This is a genomic window from Agromyces sp. GXS1127 (genome assembly GCF_050565425.1).
In the GTDB taxonomy this organism is placed as follows: Bacteria; Actinomycetota; Actinomycetes; order Actinomycetales; family Microbacteriaceae; genus Agromyces.
Genome location: NZ_JBOCIG010000004.1, coordinates 437,096 through 460,559, shown reverse-complemented (window position 1 = coordinate 460,559; position 23,464 = coordinate 437,096). Strand labels below are relative to the sequence as shown.

The window sequence follows — 23,464 nt, the reverse complement described above, 5'->3', positions numbered from 1 at the left end:
GAACCCGGAAGCTAAGACTCGCAGCGCCGATGGTACTGCAGGGGCGACCCTGTGGGAGAGTAGGACACCGCCGGACATTCATTGAGAGATGGCCACCCCCAGCGTTCAACAGCGAACGCCGGCGGGTGGCCATTTCGCGTTCCCGGGCACCACGCAGGGGCCCGCGAGTACGGTTGAGTCCACAGGACTCCCAGGCAGGACGACAGGAAGCACCCGTGAGCGATTCCACGCAGGAACCCGGCGATCGCCGGAAGGACCGAGACGACGAACGCCGCGGTGGCAGCCCCGCACGGGGCCGTCGGTCGAACGATCGCGGCGACGACCGCCCGCGCGAGGGCGGACGCTCGTCCGGTGGTCGCGACACCCGCAGCGGGTCGCGCGCCTCGGGTTCGCGTGATGATCGTGGTGGTCAGCGTTCGTATGGTTCGCGTGATGATCGTGGTGGTCAGCGTTCGTATGGTTCGCGTGATGATCGTGGTGGTCAGCGTTCGTATGGTTCGCGTGATGATCGTGGTGGTCAGCGTTCGTATGGTTCGCGTGATGATCGTGGTGGTCAGCGTTCGTATGGTTCGCGTGATGATCGTGGTGGTCAGCGTTCGTATGGTTCGCGTGATGAGCGCGGTGGTGAGCGGAAGTACGCTCCCCGCGGTGCCGGTGAGCGCAGGTACGGTTCCCGCGACGACCGTCCGGGTCACGACGAGCGGCGCTCGGGTCGGCCCAGCGGGTCGCGCGAGCACCGGTCCGGCGATCGCGTCGCGGGTCGCCCGGCGCACCGTCCGTCCGACCGCGAGCGTGCGCCGCGTCAGGCCGGGCACGGCGCGGCCGAACTCGCCGTCCGCCCGAGGCACGACGATCCGCCGATCGCCGACCGCATCACGCCCAAGGACCTCGACCCGGTCGCGCGTGCGGAGCTGAAGACGCTCTCGAAGGAGAACGCGGAATGGGTCGCGCGCCACCTGGTCGCGGCATCCGAGGCACTCGAGGACGACCCGGCCCTCGCGCACCGGCACGCCCTCTCCGCCTCCCGCCGAGCGGGCCGCGTCGCGGTCGTCCGGGAGACCCTCGCGATCACCGCCTACGCGACCGGCGACTTCGCGCTCGCGCTCCGCGAACTCCGCACGTACCGCCGGATCTCGGGCAGCGACGACCAGATCGCCCTCATGGTCGACAGCGAACGCGGCGTGGGGCGACCGGACCGCGCTCTCGAGCTCGGCCGATCCGTCGACCGTTCCGCGCTGCCGGCCGCCGTCCAGGCCGGGCTCGCGATCGCGATGTCCGGTGCGCGCCTCGACCTGGGGCAGCCCGAGCTCGCCCTCGCCGAGCTCGAGGTGCCGCAGCTCGACCCCGACCGCGCATTCTCGTACAGCCCCGCGCTCTTCTCCGCGTACGCGGAGGTGCTCGAGGAACTCGGTCGCTCCGCTGACGCCGTGCACTGGCGTGCGCTCGCGGATCGAGCGGAGGCGGCACTCCAGGGCGCCCGTCCGGACTTCATCGAGGTCTTCGAACTCGAGGTGGACGAGGAGCCGGTCGCGATCGCCGCACCCCCGACCGAGGACGCCGAAGCGGACGGTGCTCCGGAAGCGGAATCGGGCACCTCCGAGCCCGAGCCCGAGCGCGCCGCTTCGGACGGTGACGCCGTCGGCGACGAGGCATCCGATCCGGCCGACGCGATCGAGCCGGAGGTGGCCGCGATCCTGGCGGAGACCGCGCACCTCGACGACGAGTCCGGTGACGCGTCGCGCGACGGGCGCGCATGAGTCCGCTCTTCGGAGCGCGCCCGGCGACGTCGGCGCCGCTCGACGGAGTGGACGCGGTCTTCGCCGACCTCGACGGGGTCGTCTACGCGGGCCCGCACGCCATCCCTCACGCCGTCGAGAGCCTCAACCGGGTCGGCGAGTCCCTGCCCGTGGCCTACATCACGAACAACGCGTCGCGAAGCGACGAGCAGGTCGCGGCGCACCTGTCCTCGCTCGGATTGTCGGTCGCGCCCCGTGAGGTCGTGACCTCGCCGCAGGCCGCGATGCGGCTGCTCGCGGCATCCGTCGCCCCAGGCGCACTCGTGCTCGTCGTCGGCGGAGACGGCATCGTCACCGAGCTCGAGCGAGGCGGCTACCGGGTCACCCGCTCGGCCGACGACGGGCCGGACGCGGTCATGCAGGGCTTCCATCCCGACGTCGGATGGCGCCAGCTCGCCGAAGCCGCATTCGCCCTGAATGCGCACGGCGGACCGGGCGAGCCGGGCGGCATCCCGTGGATCGCGACGAACATGGACTGGACGATCCCGGTCGAGCGCGGCATCGCGCCGGGCAACGGCACGCTCGTCTCCGCGGTGCACACGGCGGCGGGGCGATTCCCGGAGGTCGCCGGCAAGCCGGAGACGCCGATCTTCGACGAGGCGCGCGAGCGGTTCGGCGCACGGCGCCCGCTCATGATCGGGGATCGCCTCGACACCGACATCCGCGGCGCGAATCGCGCCGGCATCGCCTCGCTCGTCGTGCTCACCGGCATCGACCGCGCGAAGCAGGTGCTGGCCGCGGATGCCGCGAGCCGGCCGGACTTCATCGTGTCGGACCTGCGGCAACTGCACGAGCCGTACCCGGAGACCGAGCGTCGGCGCGGCGCTGTGCGCGTCGGCGGCGCGGAGGTCCGCGTCGACGGACGCCGCGTGGTCGTCGAACGCGACGGCGATCCGCTGGACCTGCTGCGCGCGGCCTGCACGGCGATCTGGGAGTGCGGGACGGCGATCCACGCGCTCGAGGTGCCGGAGCGGCTGTACCGCTGATGACGGTTGCAGCGGGTACCGTGGAGGCGTGAGCACAGGAGATCTCGATACCGAGGACGTCGTGGAGACGCCGGCCGATCTCGCCGCCGCGGCCGCCGATGCGCTCTCGTCCATCGAGGCGTCGCCGCTCGAGGAGCGGGCGGCCGGCTTCGACGCACTGGCCGAGCAGCTCCGACGCGAGCTCGAGCGATCCGACCCCGCTCGTTCCGCGGGCTGATCGGTGGCGACGCAGCGACTCGACGCGGCGCTCGCGGCACGAGGGCTCGCGCGCTCGCGCACGCACGCTGCCGCGCTCATCGCCGACGGAGCGGTGCGCGTCGACGGCGAGCCGGTCACGAAGGCCTCCTACCGGGTGCCCGACGACGCGAGCATCGAGGTCGCGGCAGCCGACCACTACGTGAGCCGTGCCGCGCACAAGCTCATCGCGGCCCTCGACGCGTTCGACGTGCAGCCCGGCGGCCGCATCGTGCTCGACGCCGGCGCATCCACGGGCGGATTCACCCAGGTGCTCCTCGAACGCGGTGCCGAGACGGTGCTCGCGGTCGATGTCGGGCACGGCCAGCTCGCGCCGGAACTGCATGGCCGACCCGGCCTCGTCCTGGTGGAGGGATGCAACGTGCGCCACCTCGATCCGCCGACGCTCGCCCGGCTGACCGGCGTCGCCGAACGGCCGAGCCTCGTTACGGCCGACCTGTCGTTCATCTCCCTCACGACCGTCCTTCCCGCGCTGCATGCCACCGCGGCGCCCGACGCGGAGTTCGTGCTGCTGGTGAAGCCGCAGTTCGAGGTCGGCCGCAGCGGCACGCGCGAGGGCGTGGTCCGCGACCCCGCGGCGCGGGGCGATGCGGTCACGCACGTGCTCTGGGCGGCGCACGACCTCGGCCTGCGCACGGCGGGCGTCCTGTCCTCCCCGATCGCGGGGACGCACGGGAACCGCGAGGTCCTGGTGCTGCTCAGCCCGACGCGGGGCGGCGATCCGTCAGAATGGTCGAGTCAGGTCCGACGAGCGACGGGAGGCGTCACGGCGTGAGCGATGCACGGCATTTCCTCGTGGTGTCCCACACCGGCCGGTCGTCCGCGCTCGACGCGACGGCCGACGTGTGCGGTCAGCTCGCCGCGGCCGGCGCCGTTCCGGTCGTGGCCGCAGAGCAGTGGCACGACGTCATGACGGCGCTCCCCGAACTCGAGGGCATGGTCAAGCGCTTCGAGGAGGTGTCGCCGACGCAGATCGAGCTGGTCATCGTGCTCGGCGGCGACGGCACCATCCTGCGGGCGGCCGAGCTCACGCGCGACCACCCCGTTCCGCTGCTCGGCGTGAACCTCGGTCACGTCGGCTTCCTGGCCGAGAGCGAGCGCGACGACCTCGGCTACACGGTGGGTCGAGCGCTCGCGCGCGACTACACGGTGGAGGAGCGCATGACGCTCTCCGTGCGAGCCAAGGTCGGCGACGAGGTCGTCTACCAGGGCTGGGCGCTGAACGAGGCCACCGTCGAGAAGGCCGAGCGCGAGCGCATGCTCGAGGTGGTCATCGAGGTGGACCGGCGGCCGCTGTCGTCGTTCGGCTGCGACGGCGTCGTCATGTCGACGCCCACCGGGTCCACGGCCTACTCGTTCTCCGCGGGCGGCCCCGTGGTGTGGCCCGCGGTCGAGGCGCTGCTGCTCGTGCCGCTCAGCGCGCACGCGCTGTTCGCACGGCCGCTCGTCGTCGGCCCCGACTCCTCGCTCGCCGTCGAGGTGCTGCAGCGCACCGAGGCCGCCGCGGTGATCTGGTGCGACGGTCGGCGGATGTTCGAGCTGCCTCCGGGCGCGCGCGTCATCGTGCGCCGGTCCCCGGTGCCCGTGCGCCTCGCGAGGCTGCACCAGGCGCCGTTCACCGACCGGCTCGTGAACAAGTTCCAGCTGCCCGTGACGGGATGGAGGGGGCCGGTCTCCGGTGATTGAGGAACTCGGAATCCGTGATCTCGGGGTGATCGCCGAGGCGACCCTGCCGCTCGGTCCCGGCTTCACCGCCGTGACGGGCGAGACGGGGGCGGGCAAGACCATGGTGGTCACCGCGCTCGGGCTCCTGCTCGGTGCGCGTTCCGACGCGGGGACGGTCCGCTCCGGCGCGAAGCAGGCGTGGGTCGAGGGGCGCTGGCTCCTCGCCGATCCCGAGTCCGTCGCCGAGCGCGTCGCCGATGCGGGCGGCGAGATCGACGCCGGCGAACTCCTGCTCGGCCGGTCGGTCTCGGCGGAGGGTCGCAGCCGTGCGATCGTCGGCGGGCGAAGTGCGCCCGTGGGCGTGCTCGCCGAACTCGCCGACCACCTGGTCGTCGTGCACGGCCAGGCCGACCAGCAGCGGCTCAGGTCGGCCACGGCGCAGCGCGAGGCGCTCGACCGGTTCGCCGGCCCCGACCTGGCCGGCGTGCTGTCGGAGTACCGCGCGGCGTACCGGTGGTGGCGGGTCGAGGCCGATGAGCTGCGGTCGCTGCGCGAGCACCATGAGGAGCGGGTGCGCGAGGCGGAGGAGCTGCGGGTCGCGCTCGACGAACTCGAAGCGGCCGACCCGCAGCCCGGCGAGGACGAGACGCTGCAGGAACGCGCCGATCGCCTCACGAACCTCGAGGACCTCCGGCTCGCCGCGGCGCAGGCGCGCGAGCTCATCTCCGCCGAGGTCGCCGGCGACGACACCCCCGACGCGATCACCCTGGTCGAGTCCGCGCGGCGTCACGTCGATCGCGTCGTCGCACACGACCCGGCGCTCGCCCCCATCGCGGAGTCGGTCGCCACGGCCGGCTTCGCGCTCGCGGACGCCGCGACCGAGCTCTCGGGCTACCTCGCCGGGCTCGACGCCGACGGGGCTGCGGAACTCGAGGCGGTGCAGGAGCGTCGTGCGGTCCTCGCGAACCTCGCGCGGCGCCACGGCACGCTCGCAGAGGCGCTCGCGTTCCGTCACGACGGCGGGCTGCGCCTCGTCGAACTCGACGGCGACGACGACCGGATCGAGGAGCTCGAGCGCGCGGTCGAGCAGCGCGCGGCCGAGGTAGACGGGCTCGCCGGTCGCATCAGCGCGCTCCGCACCGCCGCGGCCTCCCGCCTCGCCGGCGCGGTGACCGCAGAACTCGCGGCACTCGCGATGCCCGACGCCGAACTGACGGTGACCGTCGAGCCGCTCGCCGAGCCGGCCTCGCACGGTCGCGACCAGGTCTCGATCCTCCTCCGTCCGCACTCCGGCACCGAGCCCCGGCCGGTGGCGAAGGGCGCTTCGGGCGGCGAGCTCTCACGGGTCATGCTCGCGATCGAGGTGGTCATCGCGGGCGCGGATCCGGTGCCGACGTTCGTCTTCGACGAGGTCGACGCCGGAGTGGGCGGCGCGGCCGCGATCGAGATCGGCCGCAGGCTCGCGCGGCTCGCCGAGCGTTCCCAGGTCATCGTGGTGACCCACCTCGCCCAGGTCGCGGCGTTCGCGTCGAACCACCTGAGCGTCGTCAAGGGCACCGACGGGCGGGTCACCGCCTCGAGCGTGCGTCAGCTCGAGGGTGCGGAGCGCGAGGCCGAGATGGCGCGGCTGCTCTCCGGCTTGGCGGACTCCGAGTCCGGGCTCGCGCACGCGCGGGAGCTGCTCGAGATCGCCGACGCCGACGCGGCCTGAGCCGCCCGACACGCCCGGCGCGGCGGCGTCGGCGCGCGGGATGGAGCCCCGGTTTCCGCGGAGATCCGGGGGAGGCGGCATCCGCTCCCCGGATTCGGCAGGGGTTCGGGCCATTCCCAGCCAGGAGTCGGATAGACTGCAAGCCCGTGGTGGATTCTCGCGGCGCAGACATTTCAGACACCGACCCGACGGACAACGTGACGAAGCACATCTTCGTGACCGGCGGTGTCGTCTCCTCTCTGGGCAAGGGCCTGACGGCGGCAAGCCTCGGCAACCTGCTCACTGCTCGGGGGCTGCGGGTGGTGATGCAGAAGCTCGATCCGTACCTCAACGTCGACCCCGGCACGATGAACCCCTTCCAGCACGGCGAGGTCTTCGTCACGGACGACGGCGCCGAGACCGACCTCGACATCGGCCACTACGAGCGGTTCCTCGACATCAACCTCTCGCAGGCGGCCAACGTCACGACCGGCCAGATCTACTCGACCGTGATCGCCAAGGAGCGCCGGGGCGAGTACCTCGGCGACACCGTCCAGGTGATCCCGCACATCACCGACGAGATCAAGCGCCGGATGCGCCTGCAGGCGACCGAGACGCCGAAGCCCGATGTCATCATCACCGAGATCGGCGGCACGGTCGGCGACATCGAGTCGCAGCCGTTCATCGAGTCCGCGCGCCAGGTGCGCCACGAGCTGGGCCGCAAGAACGTCTTCTTCGTGCACGTCTCGCTCGTGCCGTTCATGGGCGCCTCGGGGGAGCAGAAGACCAAGCCCACTCAGCACTCCGTCGCCGCGCTGCGCTCCATCGGCATCCAGCCCGACGCGCTCGTGCTGCGCAGCGACCGCCCGGTCACCGAGTCCAACAAGCGCAAGATCGCCCTCATGTGCGACGTCGACGAGGCCGCCGTGGTCAACGCGGTCGACGTGCCCTCGATCTACGACATCCCGACGATGCTGCACGACCAGGGCCTCGACGCGTACCTCATCGAGGCGCTCGGCCTCGGCGAGAAGGCTGCGGACGTCGACTGGTCGGCGTGGGCCGACCTGCTGCGCGTCGTGCACGATCCGGCGCACGAGGTCACGATCGGCCTCGTCGGCAAGTACATCGACCTGCCCGACGCCTACCTCTCGGTCACCGAGGCGCTCCGCGCCGGCGGGTTCGCGAACGACACCAAGGTCTCCATCGAATGGATCCCGTCCGACGAGTGCCGCACCCCCGAGGGCGCCAAGGAGCGGCTCTCGCACCTCGACGGCATCTGCGTGCCCGGCGGGTTCGGCGTGCGCGGCATCGAGGGCAAGCTCGGCGCGCTGCACTTCGCGCGCGAGAACGGCATCCCGACGCTCGGCCTCTGCCTCGGCCTGCAGTGCATGGTCATCGAGTACTCGCGGAACGTGGCCGGGCTGCCCGGCGCCTCGTCGAGCGAGTTCGACCCCGACACCGAGTTCCCGGTCATCGCGACGATGGAGGAGCAGGTCGAGATCATCGCCGGCGGCGACCTCGGCGGCACGATGCGCCTCGGCCTCTACCCGGCGGCGCTCGACGAGGGCTCGATCGTCGCCACGCTCTACGGCGCGACCGAGGTGTCCGAGCGGCACCGCCACCGGTACGAGGTGAACAACGCCTACCGCGACCGGATCGCGGAGGCCGGGCTCGTCTTCTCCGGGATGTCGCCGAGCCGGCACCTCGTCGAGTTCGTCGAGCTCCCGCGCGACGTGCACCCGTTCTACGTCGCCACCCAGGCGCACCCCGAGCTGCGCAGCCGTCCGAACGATGCGCACCCGCTGTTCCGGGGCCTGGTCGGTGCGGCGCTCGAGCGGCGCCAGGCGAGCCTGCTGTTCGACGACGTCGAGGGCGCCTGACGTGACCGGCGAGGTCGGCGGGACGGAAGACCGCGGCGCCGACCCCCGAACGGGCCCGCTCGTCGACGAGTACGTCGACCTGCCGGTCCTCGAGCGCGAGACCGTGTTCGAGGGCCGGATCTGGGACGTGCGTCGCGACACGCTCGAGTACGGGCCCGAGGGCGGGCGGATCGTGCGCGAGTACGTCGCACACCCCGGTGCCGTCGCGATCCTCGCGCTCGACGACGAGGACCGGGTCCTCGTCGTCAAGCAGTACCGCCAGCCGGTCCGCGCCCGCGAATGGGAGATCCCGGCCGGCCTGCTCGACGTCGCGCACGAGCCCCCGCTCGAGGCGGCCCGGCGGGAGCTCGCCGAGGAGGCCGACCTCGTGGCGTCGGACTGGGCCGTGCTCGCGGACTACTTCACGACCCCGGGGGGCAGCGACGAAGCCATCCGGATCTTCCTCGCGCGGGGGCTCGCCGCGGCGCCCGCAGCGCACGCCCGCGAGGACGAGGAGGCCGACATGGAGCTGCGCTGGGTGCCGCTCGACCACTGCGTCGACTCCGTGCTCGCACGGACCACGGGCAACCCCTCGTTCACGGTGGGGGTGCTCGCCGCCGCAGCGGCCAGGGCCCGCGGCTGGACGACGCTCGGACCCGCCGACGCGCCGTGGGCGGCCCACCCGAGCCGGAGGTCGACCGCCGGGTGAGCCAGCGCGCGGTCGACGACTACCTGCGGCACCTGACCGTGGAACGCGGGCTCGCGCGCAACAGCCTCGCGTCGTACCGGCGCGATCTCGCGATCTACGCCGACTGGCTCGAGCGCTCGGGGATCGCAGGACCGGAGGCCGTCGCCGAGACCGACCTGCCGCGCTTCGTGCGCTACCTCGGTGCCGAGCGCGAGCCGACGCTCGCGGTCTCGTCGATCGCGCGCGTGCTCTCCGCGGTCCGCGGCCTGCACCGCTTCCTCGCCGAGGAGGGGCGCACACCGACGGATCCCGCCAAGGACCTGCGCCCGCCGAAGCTGCCGATGCGGCTGCCGAAGGCGATCCCGGTCGAGGACGTCGCCGCCATCATCGAGGCGGCGGGCGTCGGCGACGAGGTGACCGGCCTTCGCGACACCGCGCTCCTCGAACTGCTCTACGCGACCGGGGCCCGCGTCTCGGAGGCGACCGCGCTCAACGTGGACGACCTCGTGGACGAGGACGTGGTGCGCCTCTTCGGCAAGGGCGGCACCGAGCGGATCGTCCCGGTCGGCAGCTACGCGCGAGCGGCACTCGAGGCCTACCTCGTGCGCGCCCGGCCCATGCTCTCGGCGCGGGGGAGCGCGACCCCCGCGCTCTTCCTCGGCGTCCGCGGCAGGCGGATGTCGCGCCAGGCCGTCTGGCAGGTGCTGCAGGATGCCGCAGAGCGGGCCGGGATCGCGGCATCCGTCTCGCCCCACACGCTGCGGCACTCGTTCGCGACCCACCTGCTCGCGGGCGGAGCCGACGTGCGGGTGGTCCAGGAGCTCCTCGGGCACGCGTCGGTCGCGACGACGCAGATCTACACGCTGGTCACGGCCGATACACTCCGGGAGATGTACACGGTCGCCCACCCCCGTGCTCGTTAGAATCGACCAAGCATTCCGGAATCGACGGGGAGAGAGAGCCGCACCGTGACCTACGAACACGACCCGGCGGACGGCACCGCCACGCTGGAGTCGTCGGACCTCGGTCCCACCGGTCGCCCGCTGCGCGAGTTCCCCGAGCCGGCCCCGTTGCGCTCGCACGGCCCAGCCCGCATCATCGCGCTCTGCAACCAGAAGGGCGGCGTCGGCAAGACGACGACGACCATCAACCTCGGCGCGGCGCTCGCCGAGTACGGCCGTCGGGTGCTGGCCGTGGACTTCGACCCCCAGGGCGCGCTGTCGGCAGGTCTCGGGGTGCAGACGCACGACGTGCCCACGATCTACGACCTGCTGCTCTCGCGGAACGTCGCTCCGGCGGACGCCATCCAGCGGACCGGCGTCGAGGGGCTCGACGTCATCCCGGCCAACATCGACCTCTCCGCGGCCGAGGTGCACCTCGTGACCGAGGTCGCGCGCGAGCAGATCCTCGCGAGCGTGCTCCGCAAGGTGTCGGCGGACTACGACGTGATCCTCATCGACTGCCAGCCCTCGCTCGGCCTGCTCACGGTCAACGCGCTCACCGCGAGCCACGGCGTGGTCATCCCGCTCGAGTGCGAGTACTTCGCGCTCCGCGGCGTGGCGCTGCTGATCGAGACGATCGACAAGGTGCGCGACCGGCTGAACCCGGCGATCACGCTCGACGGGATCCTCGCGACGATGTACGACGCGCGCACGCTGCACTCCCGTGAGGTGCTCGAGCGCGTCGTCGACGCGTTCGACGACCGGGTGCTCGAGACGGTGATCACGCGCACCGTGAAGTTCCCGGACGCCACCGTCGCCGCGACCCCGATCACCGAGTTCGCGCCCGACCACCCCGCCTCGCGGGCGTACCGACAGCTCGCGAGGGAGCTGGTCGACCGTGGCGCGGTCGCCTGAACCGAGGGCGGCGGCGACGATCGGCCCGGCGGACGAGACGGGCGCGGCGGCCGAAACGGCCGCCGATCCCGGATTCCGTGTCGCGCTGTCGAACTTCGAGGGTCCGTTCGACCTGCTGCTCTCGCTCATCGCCAAGCACGAGCTCGACATCACCGAGGTGTCGCTGTCGGCCGTGACCGACGAGTTCATCTCGTACCTGCGCGCCATCGAGACCGACGAGGACCTCGACCGGGCGAGCGAGTTCCTCGTCGTCGCAGCGACGCTGCTCGACCTGAAGGTCGCCGGCCTGCTGCCGCAGGGCGAGCTCGTCGACGCCGAGGACGTGGCGCTGCTCGAGGCGCGCGACCTGCTGTTCGCGCGGTTGCTCCAGTACCGCGCGTTCAAGGAGGCCGCCCGCTGGTTCAGCGGCCGCATCGAGGTCGAGGGCCTGCGGCATGCCCGCACCGTCAAGCTGGAGGAGCGGTTCCGCCAGCGCGCCCCGGAGCTGCGCTGGACGCTCGGACCCGACGACTTCGCCGCGCTGGCGACGCTCGCCCTCACGCCGCGCGAGCTGCCGACCGTCGGTCTCGACCACCTGCACGCGCCGCTCGTCTCCATCCGCGAGCAAGCCGCGCACGTCGTCGCGGTGCTCCGCCGCGGAGAGCCCGTGACGTTCCGGCGCCTCATCGCCGGCGTCGACCGGCCGGGGATCGTCGTCGCGCGGTTCCTGGCCGTGCTCGAGCTCTATCGCCACGCGGCGATCGGATTCGAGCAGCTCGAGCCGCTGGGGGAGCTGACGCTGCGCTGGGCCGCGAACGAGCACTGGTCCGACGACCGACTGGACAGCCTGGGAGCCGACTATGACGAATGAGACGGATGCCACGACGCCGACCGAGGACGACGCCGATGACGAGCGCCCCGAGGTGTCCGTCGCGACGCCGCTCGACGTGCCCGGCCAGCCCAGCCTGGACCTCGACCGGGCGATCGAGGCGCTCCTCTTCATCGCCGACGAGCCGCAGGGCCTCGTGCACCTCGCGGCGGCCGTGGCGCGCCCCATCGCCGAGGTGAAGGCCTCCATCGCGCGCCTCGTCGCGGACTACGACGGCGGGGCGCCGTCCGGCGAGCCGCGCACCGACGCGTCCGGCGGGCAGCCCGCGGCCAGTGGCATCCGTCGTGCCTTCGAACTGCGCGAGGTCGGCGGCGGCTGGCGCTTCTACGCGCGCACCGAGTACGACGCGCTCATCACCGACGCCGTGCTCGCGCAGACGTCGACGAAGCTCTCGCAGGCGGCGCTCGAGACGCTCGCCGTGATCGCGTACAAGCAGCCGATCTCACGGTCGTCGATCGCGTCGATCCGCGCCGTGAACGTCGACTCGGTCGTGCGGACCCTGTACGGGCGCGGCCTCATCACCGAGGTCGACACCGACGAGGAGACGGGCGCGATCCTGTACGGCACGACCGACCTGCTGCTCACGAACCTCGGCATCGCGTCGCTCGACGACCTGCCGCCGATCTCGCCGCTCCTCGACGGCGGCCAGGAGGGATTCGAACGTGACCTCGTCTGACCGGCCGGGAGGCCCCGGTGACGCACCCGAGGGCGTCCGGCTGCAGAAGGCGCTCGCCGCGGCGGGCGTCGCGAGCCGCCGCGTCGTCGAGAACATGATCGTCGAGGGCCGCATCGAGGTGAACGGCCACGTCGTCACCGAACTCGGCACGCGCATCGACCCGGTCGCCGACAAGGTGTCGGTCGACGGCGTCGCCGTGCAGCTCGACCAGGACAAGCGCACCTTCATGCTGAACAAGCCGCGCGGCGTCGTGTCGACGATGCGCGATGAGCAGGGCCGGCCCGACCTGCGCCGCTTCACGGACGCGCTCGACGTGCGGGTGTTCAACGTCGGCCGCCTCGACGGCGACACGAGCGGGCTGCTGCTGCTCACGAACGACGGCGAGCTCGCGCACGTGCTCGCCCATCCCTCGTTCGGCGTCGAGAAGACGTACATCGCCAAGGTGGCCGGGCGGATGACCCCGCAGACGCTGCAGCGCCTGAAGCGCGGCGTCGAGCTCGAGGACGGTCCCATCCGCGCCGACCGCGCGAAGATCCTGCAGGCGCAGGGCGACCAGCGGCACACCATGGTCGAGGTCACGCTCCACTCCGGTCGCAACCGGATCGTGCGCCGCATGCTCGACGCCGTCGGCCATCCGGTGGTCGAACTCGTTCGCCGCCAGTTCGGCCCGCTGCACCTCGGCACGCTGAAGTCGGGCGCCGTGCGCGAGTTGACTAGAGTCGAACTCGGCCAGCTGCTCACCATCGTGCGCGCGGCGGACGCCGAGCGGAAGGGGAACGGGTAGGTGGTCGAGTCACGGCTCATCGGACCGGTGCGCGTCGTCGGTGCCGGGCTCCTCGGCACGAGCGTCGCGCTCGGGCTCCGTACGCGCGGCATCGACGTGATCCTCGCCGACGCCTCGCCGACGCACGTCGCGATCGCCGTCGACCTCGGGGCCGGGCGGCCCGCGCAGCCCGACGACGCGCCGCAGCTCATCGTGGTCGCGGTGCCGCCGGATGTCACGGCGAGCGTCGTCGCGGCCGAGCTCGCCGCATTCCCCGACGCGATCGTGACGGATGTCGCGAGCGTGAAGTCCGGCATCCTCGCCGAGCTCGAGGCCGCGGGCGCCGACGTGTCGCGCTACATCGGCTCGCACCCGCTCGCGGGCCGCGAGCGCGGGGGACCGCTCGCCGCCCGTGCCGACCTCTTCGCGGGCCGCCCGTGGGTGGTCGCCGCGCACGACGAGATCAGCTACCGGCGCGCGAGCGCGATCGACGACCTCATCCTCGACCTGGGGGCGACGCTCGTCGAGATGAGCCCCGAGGAGCACGACGCCGGCGTCGCGCTCATCTCGCACGTGCCGCAGGTGGTCTCGAGCATCATGGCGCGACGGTTCCTCGACGCACCGAACGCGGCGCTCGGCCTCGCCGGGCAGGGAGTGCGCGACGTCACCCGGGTCGCCGCGAGCGACCCCGACCTGTGGGTGCAGATCCTCGGGGCGAACGCGTCGCCGGTGCGCGACATCCTCATCGCCTACCGCGAGGACCTCGACCGCTTCATCGAAGCGCTGGAGGACCCCGCCGCGCCGGGCGCCCGCCGTCGCGTCGCGGAGGAGCTCACGGGCGGCAACACCGGCGTCGCACGCCTGCCCGGCAAGCACGGCACCGACAAGCGCTTCACGACGATCGTCGTGATGATCGACGACCGTCCCGGGCAGCTCGCGCGCCTCCTGGCCGAGATCGGCGAGATCGGCGTGAACCTCGAGGACCTCCGCCTCGAACATTCACCCGGCCGCCAAGTCGGCCTCGCCGAGGTGCAGGTCGTGCCCGAGGCGGCCGACCGACTGACCACCGAGCTGGCCGCGCGCGGCTGGCGGATCGCAGGATGACCATGCCGCACGACCCCGTCCACCCGTTCGTCGTCGCCGTCGACGGACCCGCCGGCAGCGGCAAGTCGAGCGTCTCGAAGGAGGTCGCGCGCCGTCTCGGTTGGGGCTTCCTCGACACGGGGGCCGCGTACCGGGCACTCGCCTGGCACGCCGCGGCGTCCGGCGTCGACACGGCGGACGCGGCATCCGTCGTCTCGTGCCTCGACTCGTTCGACTACCGGATCGGCACCGACCCGACCGGCTACGCCGTGCACGTCGGCGCAACCGACGTCACGCAGGCGATCCGCGAGCCCGGGATCTCCGGGGTCGTGAGCCGCGTCGCGCGCGTGCCCGAGGTGCGCACGCACCTCATCGAGCTGTTCCGCGCGATCATGGCAGCCGAGCGGCGCGGCGGGATCGTCGTCGAGGGCCGCGACATCACGACCGTCGTCGCGCCCGATGCGCCCGCCCGCATCCTGCTCACCGCGTCCGAGGAGGTGCGGATGGCGCGTCGTTCGGCGGAGCTCGTCGGGCACTCGGCCGCGGCCACCGGGGAGCAGCTGCGCGCGCGCGACGCGGCCGACTCGAAGGTCGTCGACTTCATGAACGCCGCGGACGGCGTCGTGACGGTCGACTCGACCGACCTCGACTTCGACGAGACCGTCGGGGCGGTGCTCGCCGTCATCCGGGACGCTCAGGTTCGAACTGGTTGAATAGACCGGTTGTGCGCTCGCGCGCGCGGCCCCGAGACCACCCAGGAGTTGCCATGACCGATCGCGACGACGAGTTCGACGCCCCCGACGACCTCGCCGAGCGCCTCGCCGCCACCGACGACGAGCTCGCCGAGCAGCGTGCCGCCGCCCTGCGGTCGGGCCTCGAGGACTACGACCTGGAGGACGAGGACCTCGACCTGCTCGAACTCGCCGAGGAGGGCGAGGAGGGCATCCGCTACCTCCCCGCGCTGCCGGTCATCGCGATCGTCGGCCGCCCGAACGTCGGCAAGTCGGCGCTCGTGAACCGCATCCTCGGCCGCCGCGAGGCCGTCGTCGAGGACACGCCCGGCGTGACCCGGGACCGCGTCTCGTACAAGGGCGAATGGCTCGACCGTCGCTTCACGCTCGTCGACACCGGCGGGTGGGAGCCCGACGCGAAGGGCATCGACGCGTCGGTGGCTGCGCAGGCCGAGGTCGCGATCGACCTCTCCGATGTCGTGCTCTTCGTGGTGGACGCCACGGTCGGTGCGACCGCGACCGACGAGCACGTCGTCCGGCTGCTGCGCAAGACGAAGAAGCCCGTCTTCCTCGTCGCGAACAAGGTCGACGACGCCAGGCAGGAGCCCGAGGCCGCCGCGCTGTGGAACCTCGGCCTCGGCGAGCCGTACCCGGTCTCCGCGCTCCACGGCCGCGGCGTCGCCGACCTGCTCGACGAGGTCTTCACGGTCCTCCCGCAGGTCTCGGCCGTCGCGAAGGAGGAGTTCGGCGGTCCGCGCCGCGTCGCGATCCTCGGCCGGCCGAACGTCGGCAAGTCGAGCCTGCTGAACAAGGCGGCCCGCGAGGAACGCGTCGTCGTCAACGACCTCGCCGGCACCACGCGCGACCCCGTGGACGAGCAGATCGAACTCGGCGGCAAGGTGTGGCGCTTCGTCGACACGGCCGGCATCCGGCGTCGCGTGCACCTGCAGCAGGGCGCCGACTTCTATGCGTCGCTGCGCACGCAGGCCGCGCTCGAGAAGGCCGAGGTCGCCGTCGTGCTGCTCGACGTCTCGCAGCCGATCTCCGAACAGGACGTGCGCATCATCGACCTCGTGCTCGAGTCGGGCCGCGCGCTCGTGCTCGCGTACAACAAGTGGGACCTCCTCGACGACGACCGTCGCCGCTACCTCGAGCGCGAGATCGAGCAGGACCTGCACCACGTGCAGTGGGCGCCGCGCGTGAACATCTCCGCGAAGACCGGCCGCCACCTCGAGAAGCTCGTCCCCGCACTCGAGGTCGCGCTCGAGTCGTGGGACACGCGCATCCCGACCGGCAAGTTCAACGCGTTCCTCACCGAGCTCGTGCAGGCCCACCCGCACCCGTTGCGCGGCGGCAAGCAGCCGCGGATCCTGTTCGGCACCCAGGCCTCGACGCGCCCGCCGACCTTCGTGCTCTTCACGACCGGGTTCCTCGACCCCGGCTACCGCCGCTTCATCCAGCGCCGCCTGCGCGAGATCTACGGCTTCGTCGGTACGCCGATCGTGCTGAACATGCGCGTCCGCGAGCGCCGGCAGCGCCCGTAGCCCTCTCGGCCGGGCGAGCCGAGCGGATGCCGCGGCGGAAGACTCGACGGAACGGAACGCGATGGAACTGACCGTTCGTGTGAAGCCCGGGAGCCGCCGCGGGCCGCTCGTCGAGCCGACGCCGGAGGACCCCGCGGCATCCGTCACCGTGCACGTCCGCGAGCGCGCCGTCGACGGCGCCGCCAACGCGGGCGTCGTCGCAGCGCTCGCCGCACATTACGGCGTGCGCAAGGGCGACGTCGAGATCGTGCGCGGGCACACCGCCCGGATCAAGCGGGTGCGGGTCGACGGCGTGTGACGGGCTGGAGGCGCCACGCCGGCGCCTCGATGGCTCGCGGCCGGCTGAAGGCCGTCGCGACGCCCGGCGACGCGAGCACCGAGTCGGGCGGGCGGGCGGCGAGGTCGCCGAAGCCCGACGCCGCGAGCAGCTCGTCGTCGAGCTCGAGGAGCTCGGCGCGCAGCAGGGGCCACGGCCCGTGGGTGTTCCTCGCCCACATGGTGCGCCCGAGGTGCTGCTCGTGGAAGCCCCATCGCGCGGTGAGGAACTGCGCGAGTGCCGCGTCGGGTGCGTCCGACGGCACGGGTGCCCCGAGGCACGCGCGGATGCGGGTCGACGGGCCGCCGGGGCCGTGTCGGCGGCTTCGGAAGTCGAGCTCGTGGCCGGCGGCATCCACCCGATGGACGACGCGCGAGCTCGCCCAGCGGTAGGGGAGCCCGAACGCGAGCCGCGCCGCGATCACCGGGAGCAGCCGCCCCGCCTCGAGGGTGCGGAAGACCACCCCGCGGTTGCCGTCGTGGTCGACCGAGTAGCACCGCACGTTCACCTCGACGAAGGTGCCGAGGCGGCGCATCGGCGGGAACGGCGGGAAGCGGGCGTCGGCGAGCACGAACGGGATGAGACCGACCCAGGTCGTGCCGTCGAGGACGTCGGGCCGGGTCCCCGGCGGGAGGTACGGCGCGACCCGCGCGGGATCCACGCGCCAGTGCAGGAAGACCACGTCGCGCCATCGCTGCTCGACCACGGCGCGGCCGGGCAGCGGCGGACTCGCGGACGGACGCCCCTGCACGCGCCCATCCTCGCTCGCGCGGTGGCGCGGCCGGAAGGGTCGTTCGGCCGTTGACGCGCGGGTGCGGCGCCTCGACGATGGTCACGTGGCGCCTGGAGACGACGAACCCGCGGCCGACGGCGACGGAGCCGGCGCCGCTGCCGATGCAGAAGCCGGAACGATCGTCATCGCAGCGCTCGTCGTCGTCCGCGATCGGTTCCGCGAGTTCCTCCCCGCGGCGCTCGCCGACGAGCCCGATGCGCTCCACCAGCTCAGGACGAACGTCCGCCGGCTGCGCAGCGTCCTCGCCGCGTACGGCCCGGTGCTCGACGAGGCGGTCGTCACGGGGCTCCGCCGACGCCTGCGCGAACTCGGGCACGAGCTCGGCACCGTCCGCGACCTCGAGGTGCGCGTGCAGGTCGCGGACGCCGCGATCGCCGAAGCGGAGGAGGCGGGAAGGTTCGCCTCCGAGGCCGAGCGCGACCGGATCCGCGGGATCCTGGTCGACGACGAGCAGGTCGCGCACGATCGCGCGCACGCCCGGTTCGTCGAGCGCCAGGAGTTGCCTCGGGCCGTCGAGCGGCTCGAGGAGCTCGACCGGGTGCTCGCCGAGCCGCCGTTCACCGGGAGGGCCGCCGACGACGCGGCGATCGAGCTCGGCAAGCTGCTCGATCGCGAGGCGAAGCGGGCTGCCCGACGTGCGCGCCGCCTGCCCGGCGAGCCGTCGCTCGACGACCTGCACGAGCTCCGCAAGGCGTCGCGCCGGCTCCGCTACGCCGCCGAGGCGGTCACCGAGCCGCCGGTGGAGCTGTTCGGCGAACGTGCAGCCGCGCTGGCCGATGCCGGCGACGACATCCACGACGTGCTCGGCGATCACCGCGACGAGCTGCTGTTCGCGGAGCACCTGCGCCGCGCGGCCGCGCACGCCGCACATGCGGGCGACCCGGCCGAGGTGCTGCACCGCCTCGCCGACGATGCCGACGCGCGCGCCGCGGGACACCTGGCGAAGCTCTCGGACGCCGCCGACGAGCTCACGAAGGCGGCGGCCGCCTGGCACGCGCACCGGCGGCACTGAGCACCGGCGGCACTGAGTCGTCGCGACGCGGGCCGGGTCGGCCGGATCGTGTTCAGCCGAGCGGATGCTGCATGACCACTCGGTGGGGCTTCGGGCGTGCGACCTCGCGGAACCCGGCGGCTTCGAACATCGACACGGTGCCGGGGAAGAGATCGGCGGCGGGCGGCTTCGCGCGTGCCGTGGGATCGACCGCATAGGCCTCGAGCACCGTCGCGCCGTGCTCGCGAGCGGTCTCGACGGCGGCTGCCGCGAGCACACGCCCCACGCCGCGGCGGCGGAACGCGCGAGGCACGACGAAGCAGGTGACGGCCCAGATCGACCGGTCGTCGAAGTCGTCGTCGGGCGAGGCGGATGCGACCGGGCTGTGCCGGAGCCGCTCGAGCCGGTCGCGCGGTTCGACCGCGCACCAGCCGACCGGGGTGTCGCCGTCGTAGGCGATGATGCCCGGCCCGGTGCCCGGCGCGGAGAGCTGCTCCTCGAGCCGGCCCCGGAGCTCGTCACGGGTCGCCGACTCCCACGCCGAGCCGCGGAGCTTGTACCACTGGCACCAGCACGTCGCGGGGTCGCCGCGCGTGCCGAAGACGGCCGCCACGTCGTCGAACGGAACCGACGACGCGGACACCACGCGGAGCGCCGCGGAGGCCGCGTCGTCGGGGGCGTCGGGTGGGTTGGCGGATGCGCCGGCGTCGCTCATACCGTGACGCTAACGCGAGCCGGCGACATCCGTCACGCCTGCTTCGGATCGAGGCGCAGGGCGCGGAGGTCCTGCGCGAGGTGGCGGAGATCGTCGGGGTCCGCCGTGAACGCCTCGCCGAGTGCCGCCGTCCCGAGCATGGCCGCGGCGCGCGGGTAGCGGCGCTGGTAGTCGGCGAGCAGGTCCACGCGGGCGTCCTCGTCGAGGTCGACCGCCCGTGCGTCGAACCGCCGCGATCGCCAGTCGACGCGCACCTCGGGGTTCGCGGTCGCGTTCCGCCACCAGTCCGTCTTCGGTCCGCGACTGGCGACCACCCAGAGCGTCGGGGGAGCGGATGCCCCGACCGCGGCCTCGCGCTTGACGACCTCGAGCACGGTGCGTCGTGCGATGCCCGACGTGCGGCCGACAGCCGTCAGCATGAGGAAGCGGCCGCCCATGATCCAGCCCAGGCGCGCGCGGTACAGCGCCGACGGAGCGCGGTAGAACCAGCCGAGCATCGGACCGGGCTTGGACATCGCCATCCCGCCACACTATGCGTGCGGCGCCGAGTGCGGGCGGATGGCACGCAGCCTCGGTCCGGCGCAGGATTCGTGCAGCTGGGTGATAGTGAAGTATCATCACGGTATGGATGCTCCGGTGACCGTGCTCGATCGACTCCTCGAGATCAGCGACCTCTTCCAGCGCGACCTCGCCCGCGAGTTCGCCGGCAGCTCGCTCACCCCGGCGCGCACGCGCGTGCTCTGGGACCTCGTGCACTCGGGGCCATCGACCCAGCACGCGCTCGCCACCCGTCTCGAGGTGAGCCCCCGCAACATCACCGGGCTCGTGGACGCGCTGGAGGCTTCCGGGTACGTGCGGCGCGAGCCGCACCCCGACGATCGGCGTGCGGTGCTCGTGTCGCTCACGTCGTCGGCCGCCGAGCTCATGCACGAGATGCAGCGCGATCACGCCGAGCTCTCCGACACCCTGCTCGGCGCCGTCGAGCCGGCGGACCGCGACGCGTTCCTGCGCGGCGTCGGCGCGGTCGCCGACCGGCTGCGCGACCTCGTCGAGACGGCGGAGGCCGGCCGGACCGCCGCTCGGGCCGGAGTCGAACGGTGACCGCCGACCTCGACCGCGCGCCCGCGGCATCCGTCGCCCGTCGCATCGGCGGGTTCGCCCTGCGCGCCCTGAAGCTCGAGTTGCGCATCTACGCGAGCATCTGGCGCCTCATCGCGCGGCGGCCGGCTATCGCGCCCGGCGCCGCAGGGTTCGGCTACCACGCGCCCGTCATCACGATCCTCTGGATCTTCATCGTGCTGTCGGCCGTCGAGATCCCGATCCTCGACCTGATCGTGCACCGCTGGCCGGTCGTCCGCGTCGTCGTGCTCATCGCCGGCATCTGGGGCCTCACCTGGATGTTCGGGCTGCTCGCCGCGTACCTCATGCGGCCGCACACGGTCGGCCCCGAGGGCATCCGGGTGCGCGAGGGCCTCGAGACCGACGTGTTGCTCACTTGGGACGACATCGCCTCGGTCGCCCGCGTGAAGCGCGTCGACGAGCCGAAGACGCCGAAGATCACCGAGGCGGATGGCGCGCGCACGCTGTCGCTGCGCATGCAGCACGAGACGATCGTGGCAATCGAGCTCGAGCGCCCGACGCTCGTGCGACTGCCGGGCGCGGCGCCCAAGGGCGGCGAGCAGTTCGTCGACGAGGTGCGGATCTGGGTGGACGATGTCGACGGGTTCATGGCCGCGGTGCGGCAGCACATCTGAGGCGCGCTCGGGTTCGGCCGGTGCGCTCGAGCGGGTGCCCGCCGGCACGCCGGTGCGCCCGCCTGCGTGCACGAGCACCCCTCGGGATGCCGCTATGATGGTCGAGTTGCCTTCGACGGAGACGCTGAGGGCATCGGGCTGTGGCGCAGCTTGGTAGCGCACTTGACTGGGGGTCAAGGGGTCGCAGGTTCAAATCCTGTCAGCCCGACCGAAGAACCGGCTCCGATCTGTGGATGACACAGGTCGGAGCCGGTTTCTGCATTCCGGGGCCGCGCGCCGCCGTATCGTGATCGCATGGACGTCGTGCCGGCCGCGGGGGCGGTCATCACCGATGCCGAGGGCCGCGTGCTGCTCGTCCGGCGCGGTGCGCCGCCGCAGCGCGGCCGGTGGTCGGTCCCGGGTGGGCAGCTCGAACCGGGCGAGACGTTCGCGGACGGCGCGGCGCGCGAGGTTCTGGAGGAGACCGGGCTGCGCGTCGACGTGGGCCGGGAGCTGTGGAGCCTGCGCATGCCGACCGGAGACGGTCGCGAGTTCGAGATCCGGGACTTCGCCGCGACCGTCCTGGGCGGCGCGCTCGCGGCGGCCGACGACGCCGCCGACGCGCGCTGGTTCTCGCCCGCCGAACTCCAGCGACTACGCGTGACGACGCAGCTCCTCGAACACCTCCGGCGGGCGGGTGTCCTCGACCCGCTCCCGCACGTCGACGAGCACGTCGCGGAGGTGGCGGCCGACCGCGACGCGGTGTGGCGAGCGCTCGTCGAGGTCGTCGCGCACGCGGCATCCGCTCGGTTCGCCCGCGCGCTCGGCGCCGACGACGTCACGACGAGCGGCCCCGCCATGCCCGTGCCCGGTGCCGTCGTTCCCGGATTCCACGTCGTCGCGGCCGAGCCGCCGCAGCGACTGGCGCTCGCCGGGCGGCATCGGTTCTCCGACTTCGAGCTGATCTTCCACGTCGATGAGCTCGGCCCGGATCGGGGCCTCCTCCGCGCGGAGACGAGGGCGACCTTCCCCGGATGGCGCGGCACCGCGTACCGCGCCATGCTCATGGGGCTCGGCCTGCACCGGGCCGCGACGCTGCGGATGCTCCGTTCCGTGCGCCGACGCGCCGAGGCATCCGCTCGCACGTCGTAGCCTGAGGTGCAGCGAGCGGGGACGCGGTCCAGCGGAGAGAGAGGACGTCGAGATGGGCTTCACGCGCGCCGAACTCGAGTCGTACCGCGACGCGACCGTCGGCGACCTCATGCCCGAGCACCCGCGGCTCGTGTTCGTCGGAATCAACCCGGGCCTCTGGACGGCCGCGACCGGCACGCACTTCGCGCACCCCGGCAACCGCTTCTATCCGGCGCTCCGCGCCGCGGGCATCATCCCTCGCCTGCCCGGGTTCGCGAACGGCATGACCGATGCCGACCGGCGCATGTTCCTCGACGCCGGCGTCGGCATCACCAACCTCGTGCATCGTGCGACCGCCCGCGCGGACGAGCTCGACCGGAGCGAACTCCGCGAGGGAGCCGAGCGCCTCGAGCGCGACGTCGCCGGGTGGGATCCGCTCGTCGTCGCCATCGTCGGGCTGACCGCGTACCGGCAGGGCTTCGACCGCCCGAAGGCCCGCGCCGGTCGACAGGAGGAGGGGATCGCGCGCGCCGAGCTCTGGGTCGTGCCGAATCCGAGCGGGCTCAACGCGCACGCGACCGTGGCCGACCTGGCGCGCGCGTACGCCGAGCCCGCGCGCGCCGCGGGTGTTCCGCTCGCACCGCCGATCGGCGGCTGAGAGTTCAGTCGCCGCGACGGCTCCACAGCTCGACGCCGCCGACGCGCTCCACCACGACGAACTCGCGCTCGAGCACCGCGCGGTGCTCCGCCTCGAGCCACTCGAGCTGGTCGGGATCGAGCGCGGCGCCGTCGGCGCCCTCGAGGTACGACCACCAGCGCTCCCGCCACTCCTCCGATGCGAGGAAGCGGTCGCGGGTCAGGTTCCCGGCGTCGGGCAGCACCAGCGCGAGGCTCATGGGGTCGACGTCCATCGCGCACCCGGCCTCAAGGTTCGCCCCCACGTGGTCAACGACGACGAGCACCGACGGCATGCCGGCGACGCACTCGAGGTCGGCCGCCCAGTCCGAGACGACGGATGCCGCCGGCCGCGGGCCGACGTTCACGAGATCGCCCACGGCCATCAGTGCGATCACGGCGAGCGCGCCGCCGGCGACGATCCACCGGGCCCGGACCCGCCGGATGCGCCCGACGGCCGCACCGAGGCGCAACGCGAGCGGCGCCATGAGCCACACCGCGTAGTGGGAGAACGAGACGCCGGATGCCGCGAGCACGACGGCGTGCGCGAGAGCGATGATCGCCCACCAGGCCTCTCGGGGCCACGCGAGGAAGAACGGGAGGGCGATGATCGCCGCGACGATCGCCCCGGCGCCGAGGTAGCGGAGTTG

At 72.9% G+C, this 23,464-nt stretch carries 26 protein-coding genes, 1 tRNA gene and 1 rRNA gene; 24 read left to right on the top strand and 4 right to left on the bottom strand.

From position 1 onward, the window contains the following. From rrf to ACQ393_RS10105, 18 genes are all read left to right on the top strand, one after another. A 5S ribosomal RNA gene (gene rrf / locus ACQ393_RS10190) occupies nucleotides 1-76 on the top strand; the annotation flags it as partial. A 139-nt stretch (nucleotides 77-215) separates the two neighbouring features. Further along, nucleotides 216-1,757 carry a hypothetical protein gene (locus tag ACQ393_RS10185; protein WP_430646708.1) on the top strand — a complete coding sequence of 514 codons (1,542 nt, stop codon included), beginning with the start codon at nucleotides 216-218 and terminating at the stop codon, nucleotides 1,755-1,757. Beyond that, complete coding sequence (locus ACQ393_RS10180; RefSeq protein ID WP_430646707.1) at nucleotides 1,754-2,782, top strand: HAD-IIA family hydrolase; 1,029 nt, start codon at nucleotides 1,754-1,756, stop codon at nucleotides 2,780-2,782. Before ACQ393_RS10185 ends, ACQ393_RS10180 begins: the two co-directional genes overlap by 4 nt. A 28-nt stretch (nucleotides 2,783-2,810) precedes the next feature. Beyond that, nucleotides 2,811-2,999, top strand: coding sequence for a hypothetical protein (locus ACQ393_RS10175; RefSeq protein WP_430646706.1), 189 nt, complete (start codon nucleotides 2,811-2,813; stop codon nucleotides 2,997-2,999). 3 nt (nucleotides 3,000-3,002) lie between these two features. Beyond that, nucleotides 3,003-3,812: a TlyA family RNA methyltransferase gene (locus tag ACQ393_RS10170; RefSeq protein ID WP_430646705.1), complete on the top strand. Its 810-nt coding sequence runs from the start codon at nucleotides 3,003-3,005 to the stop codon at nucleotides 3,810-3,812. Then, nucleotides 3,767-4,723, top strand: coding sequence for an NAD kinase (locus tag ACQ393_RS10165; protein WP_430646704.1), 957 nt, complete (start codon nucleotides 3,767-3,769; stop codon nucleotides 4,721-4,723). The genes ACQ393_RS10170 and ACQ393_RS10165 overlap by 46 nt, the downstream gene beginning before the upstream one ends. Next, nucleotides 4,716-6,413: a DNA repair protein RecN gene (recN, locus tag ACQ393_RS10160; protein WP_430646703.1), complete on the top strand. Its 1,698-nt coding sequence runs from the start codon at nucleotides 4,716-4,718 to the stop codon at nucleotides 6,411-6,413. Before ACQ393_RS10165 ends, recN begins: the two co-directional genes overlap by 8 nt. 146 nt (nucleotides 6,414-6,559) lie before the next feature. After that, complete coding sequence (locus tag ACQ393_RS10155) at nucleotides 6,560-8,272, top strand: CTP synthase (protein ID WP_430646702.1); 1,713 nt, start codon at nucleotides 6,560-6,562, stop codon at nucleotides 8,270-8,272. A 1-nt stretch (nucleotide 8,273) separates the two neighbouring features. After that, nucleotides 8,274-8,960, top strand: coding sequence for an NUDIX domain-containing protein (locus tag ACQ393_RS10150; protein WP_430646701.1), 687 nt, complete (start codon nucleotides 8,274-8,276; stop codon nucleotides 8,958-8,960). Next, entirely contained in the window at nucleotides 8,957-9,862 is a 906-nt protein-coding gene (xerD, locus tag ACQ393_RS10145) for a site-specific tyrosine recombinase XerD (RefSeq protein WP_430646700.1), read from the top strand. The genes ACQ393_RS10150 and xerD overlap by 4 nt, the downstream gene beginning before the upstream one ends. A 45-nt stretch (nucleotides 9,863-9,907) precedes the next feature. Further along, nucleotides 9,908-10,795, top strand: coding sequence for a ParA family protein (locus ACQ393_RS10140; protein ID WP_430646699.1), 888 nt, complete (start codon nucleotides 9,908-9,910; stop codon nucleotides 10,793-10,795). After that, nucleotides 10,779-11,645: a segregation and condensation protein A gene (locus ACQ393_RS10135; RefSeq protein ID WP_430646698.1), complete on the top strand. Its 867-nt coding sequence runs from the start codon at nucleotides 10,779-10,781 to the stop codon at nucleotides 11,643-11,645. The genes ACQ393_RS10140 and ACQ393_RS10135 overlap by 17 nt, the downstream gene beginning before the upstream one ends. Further along, nucleotides 11,635-12,339, top strand: coding sequence for an SMC-Scp complex subunit ScpB (gene scpB, locus ACQ393_RS10130; RefSeq protein WP_430646697.1), 705 nt, complete (start codon nucleotides 11,635-11,637; stop codon nucleotides 12,337-12,339). The genes ACQ393_RS10135 and scpB overlap by 11 nt, the downstream gene beginning before the upstream one ends. Continuing rightward, a complete protein-coding gene (locus tag ACQ393_RS10125) occupies nucleotides 12,326-13,123 on the top strand; it encodes a pseudouridine synthase (protein WP_430646696.1) in 798 nt (265 codons plus the stop codon). The genes scpB and ACQ393_RS10125 overlap by 14 nt, the downstream gene beginning before the upstream one ends. Next, the gene (locus tag ACQ393_RS10120; protein WP_430646695.1) at nucleotides 13,124-14,206 is read left to right on the top strand and encodes a prephenate dehydrogenase; all 1,083 of its coding nucleotides are present in this window, start codon (nucleotides 13,124-13,126) and stop codon (nucleotides 14,204-14,206) included. It begins immediately after the preceding gene. After that, complete coding sequence (gene cmk / locus ACQ393_RS10115; RefSeq protein ID WP_430646694.1) at nucleotides 14,203-14,898, top strand: (d)CMP kinase; 696 nt, start codon at nucleotides 14,203-14,205, stop codon at nucleotides 14,896-14,898. The genes ACQ393_RS10120 and cmk overlap by 4 nt, the downstream gene beginning before the upstream one ends. A gap of 53 nt (nucleotides 14,899-14,951) precedes the next feature. Beyond that, nucleotides 14,952-16,460, top strand: coding sequence for a ribosome biogenesis GTPase Der (der, locus tag ACQ393_RS10110; protein ID WP_430646693.1), 1,509 nt, complete (start codon nucleotides 14,952-14,954; stop codon nucleotides 16,458-16,460). Nucleotides 16,461-16,521: 61 nt separating this feature from the next. Beyond that, nucleotides 16,522-16,758 carry a DUF167 domain-containing protein gene (locus ACQ393_RS10105; RefSeq protein WP_430646692.1) on the top strand — a complete coding sequence of 79 codons (237 nt, stop codon included), beginning with the start codon at nucleotides 16,522-16,524 and terminating at the stop codon, nucleotides 16,756-16,758. Here ACQ393_RS10105 and ACQ393_RS10100 read toward each other — a convergent pair. After that, the gene (locus ACQ393_RS10100) at nucleotides 16,730-17,527 is read right to left on the bottom strand and encodes a YqjF family protein (RefSeq protein WP_430646691.1); all 798 of its coding nucleotides are present in this window, start codon (nucleotides 17,525-17,527) and stop codon (nucleotides 16,730-16,732) included. The genes ACQ393_RS10105 and ACQ393_RS10100 overlap by 29 nt on opposite strands. 85 nt (nucleotides 17,528-17,612) lie before the next feature. Between ACQ393_RS10100 and ACQ393_RS10095 the strand changes: the two genes are divergently transcribed. Further along, nucleotides 17,613-18,581 (top strand): CHAD domain-containing protein, encoded by a 969-nt coding sequence (locus ACQ393_RS10095; protein ID WP_430646690.1) that lies wholly within the window; start codon nucleotides 17,613-17,615, stop codon nucleotides 18,579-18,581. 52 nt (nucleotides 18,582-18,633) lie between these two features. Here the strand turns inward: ACQ393_RS10095 and ACQ393_RS10090 are convergent, their stop codons facing one another. Next, nucleotides 18,634-19,275: an N-acetyltransferase family protein gene (locus ACQ393_RS10090; RefSeq protein WP_430646689.1), complete on the bottom strand. Its 642-nt coding sequence runs from the start codon at nucleotides 19,273-19,275 to the stop codon at nucleotides 18,634-18,636. 32 nt (nucleotides 19,276-19,307) lie between these two features. After that, entirely contained in the window at nucleotides 19,308-19,796 is a 489-nt protein-coding gene (locus ACQ393_RS10085) for a nitroreductase family deazaflavin-dependent oxidoreductase (protein ID WP_430646688.1), read from the bottom strand. Nucleotides 19,797-19,899: 103 nt separating this feature from the next. On the opposite strand from ACQ393_RS10085, the gene ACQ393_RS10080 reads away from it, so the two are divergent. The 5 genes from ACQ393_RS10080 to ACQ393_RS10060 all read left to right on the top strand — a co-directional run bounded on the left by ACQ393_RS10080 (nucleotide 19,900) and on the right by ACQ393_RS10060 (nucleotide 22,797). Continuing rightward, a complete protein-coding gene (locus tag ACQ393_RS10080; protein WP_430646687.1) occupies nucleotides 19,900-20,376 on the top strand; it encodes a MarR family winged helix-turn-helix transcriptional regulator in 477 nt (158 codons plus the stop codon). Then, nucleotides 20,373-21,029 carry a hypothetical protein gene (locus ACQ393_RS10075; protein WP_430646686.1) on the top strand — a complete coding sequence of 219 codons (657 nt, stop codon included), beginning with the start codon at nucleotides 20,373-20,375 and terminating at the stop codon, nucleotides 21,027-21,029. The genes ACQ393_RS10080 and ACQ393_RS10075 overlap by 4 nt, the downstream gene beginning before the upstream one ends. A 134-nt stretch (nucleotides 21,030-21,163) precedes the next feature. Continuing rightward, nucleotides 21,164-21,237, top strand: a tRNA-Pro gene (locus tag ACQ393_RS10070). A gap of 86 nt (nucleotides 21,238-21,323) precedes the next feature. Beyond that, entirely contained in the window at nucleotides 21,324-22,160 is an 837-nt protein-coding gene (locus ACQ393_RS10065) for an NUDIX hydrolase (protein ID WP_430646685.1), read from the top strand. A gap of 52 nt (nucleotides 22,161-22,212) precedes the next feature. Continuing rightward, entirely contained in the window at nucleotides 22,213-22,797 is a 585-nt protein-coding gene (locus tag ACQ393_RS10060) for a mismatch-specific DNA-glycosylase (RefSeq protein WP_430646684.1), read from the top strand. Between the two features lie 4 nt (nucleotides 22,798-22,801). On the opposite strand, the gene ACQ393_RS10055 is transcribed toward ACQ393_RS10060, so the two are convergent. Next, complete coding sequence (locus ACQ393_RS10055; protein ID WP_430646683.1) at nucleotides 22,802-23,350, bottom strand: hypothetical protein; 549 nt, start codon at nucleotides 23,348-23,350, stop codon at nucleotides 22,802-22,804. Nucleotides 23,351-23,464 lie beyond the last annotated feature (114 nt).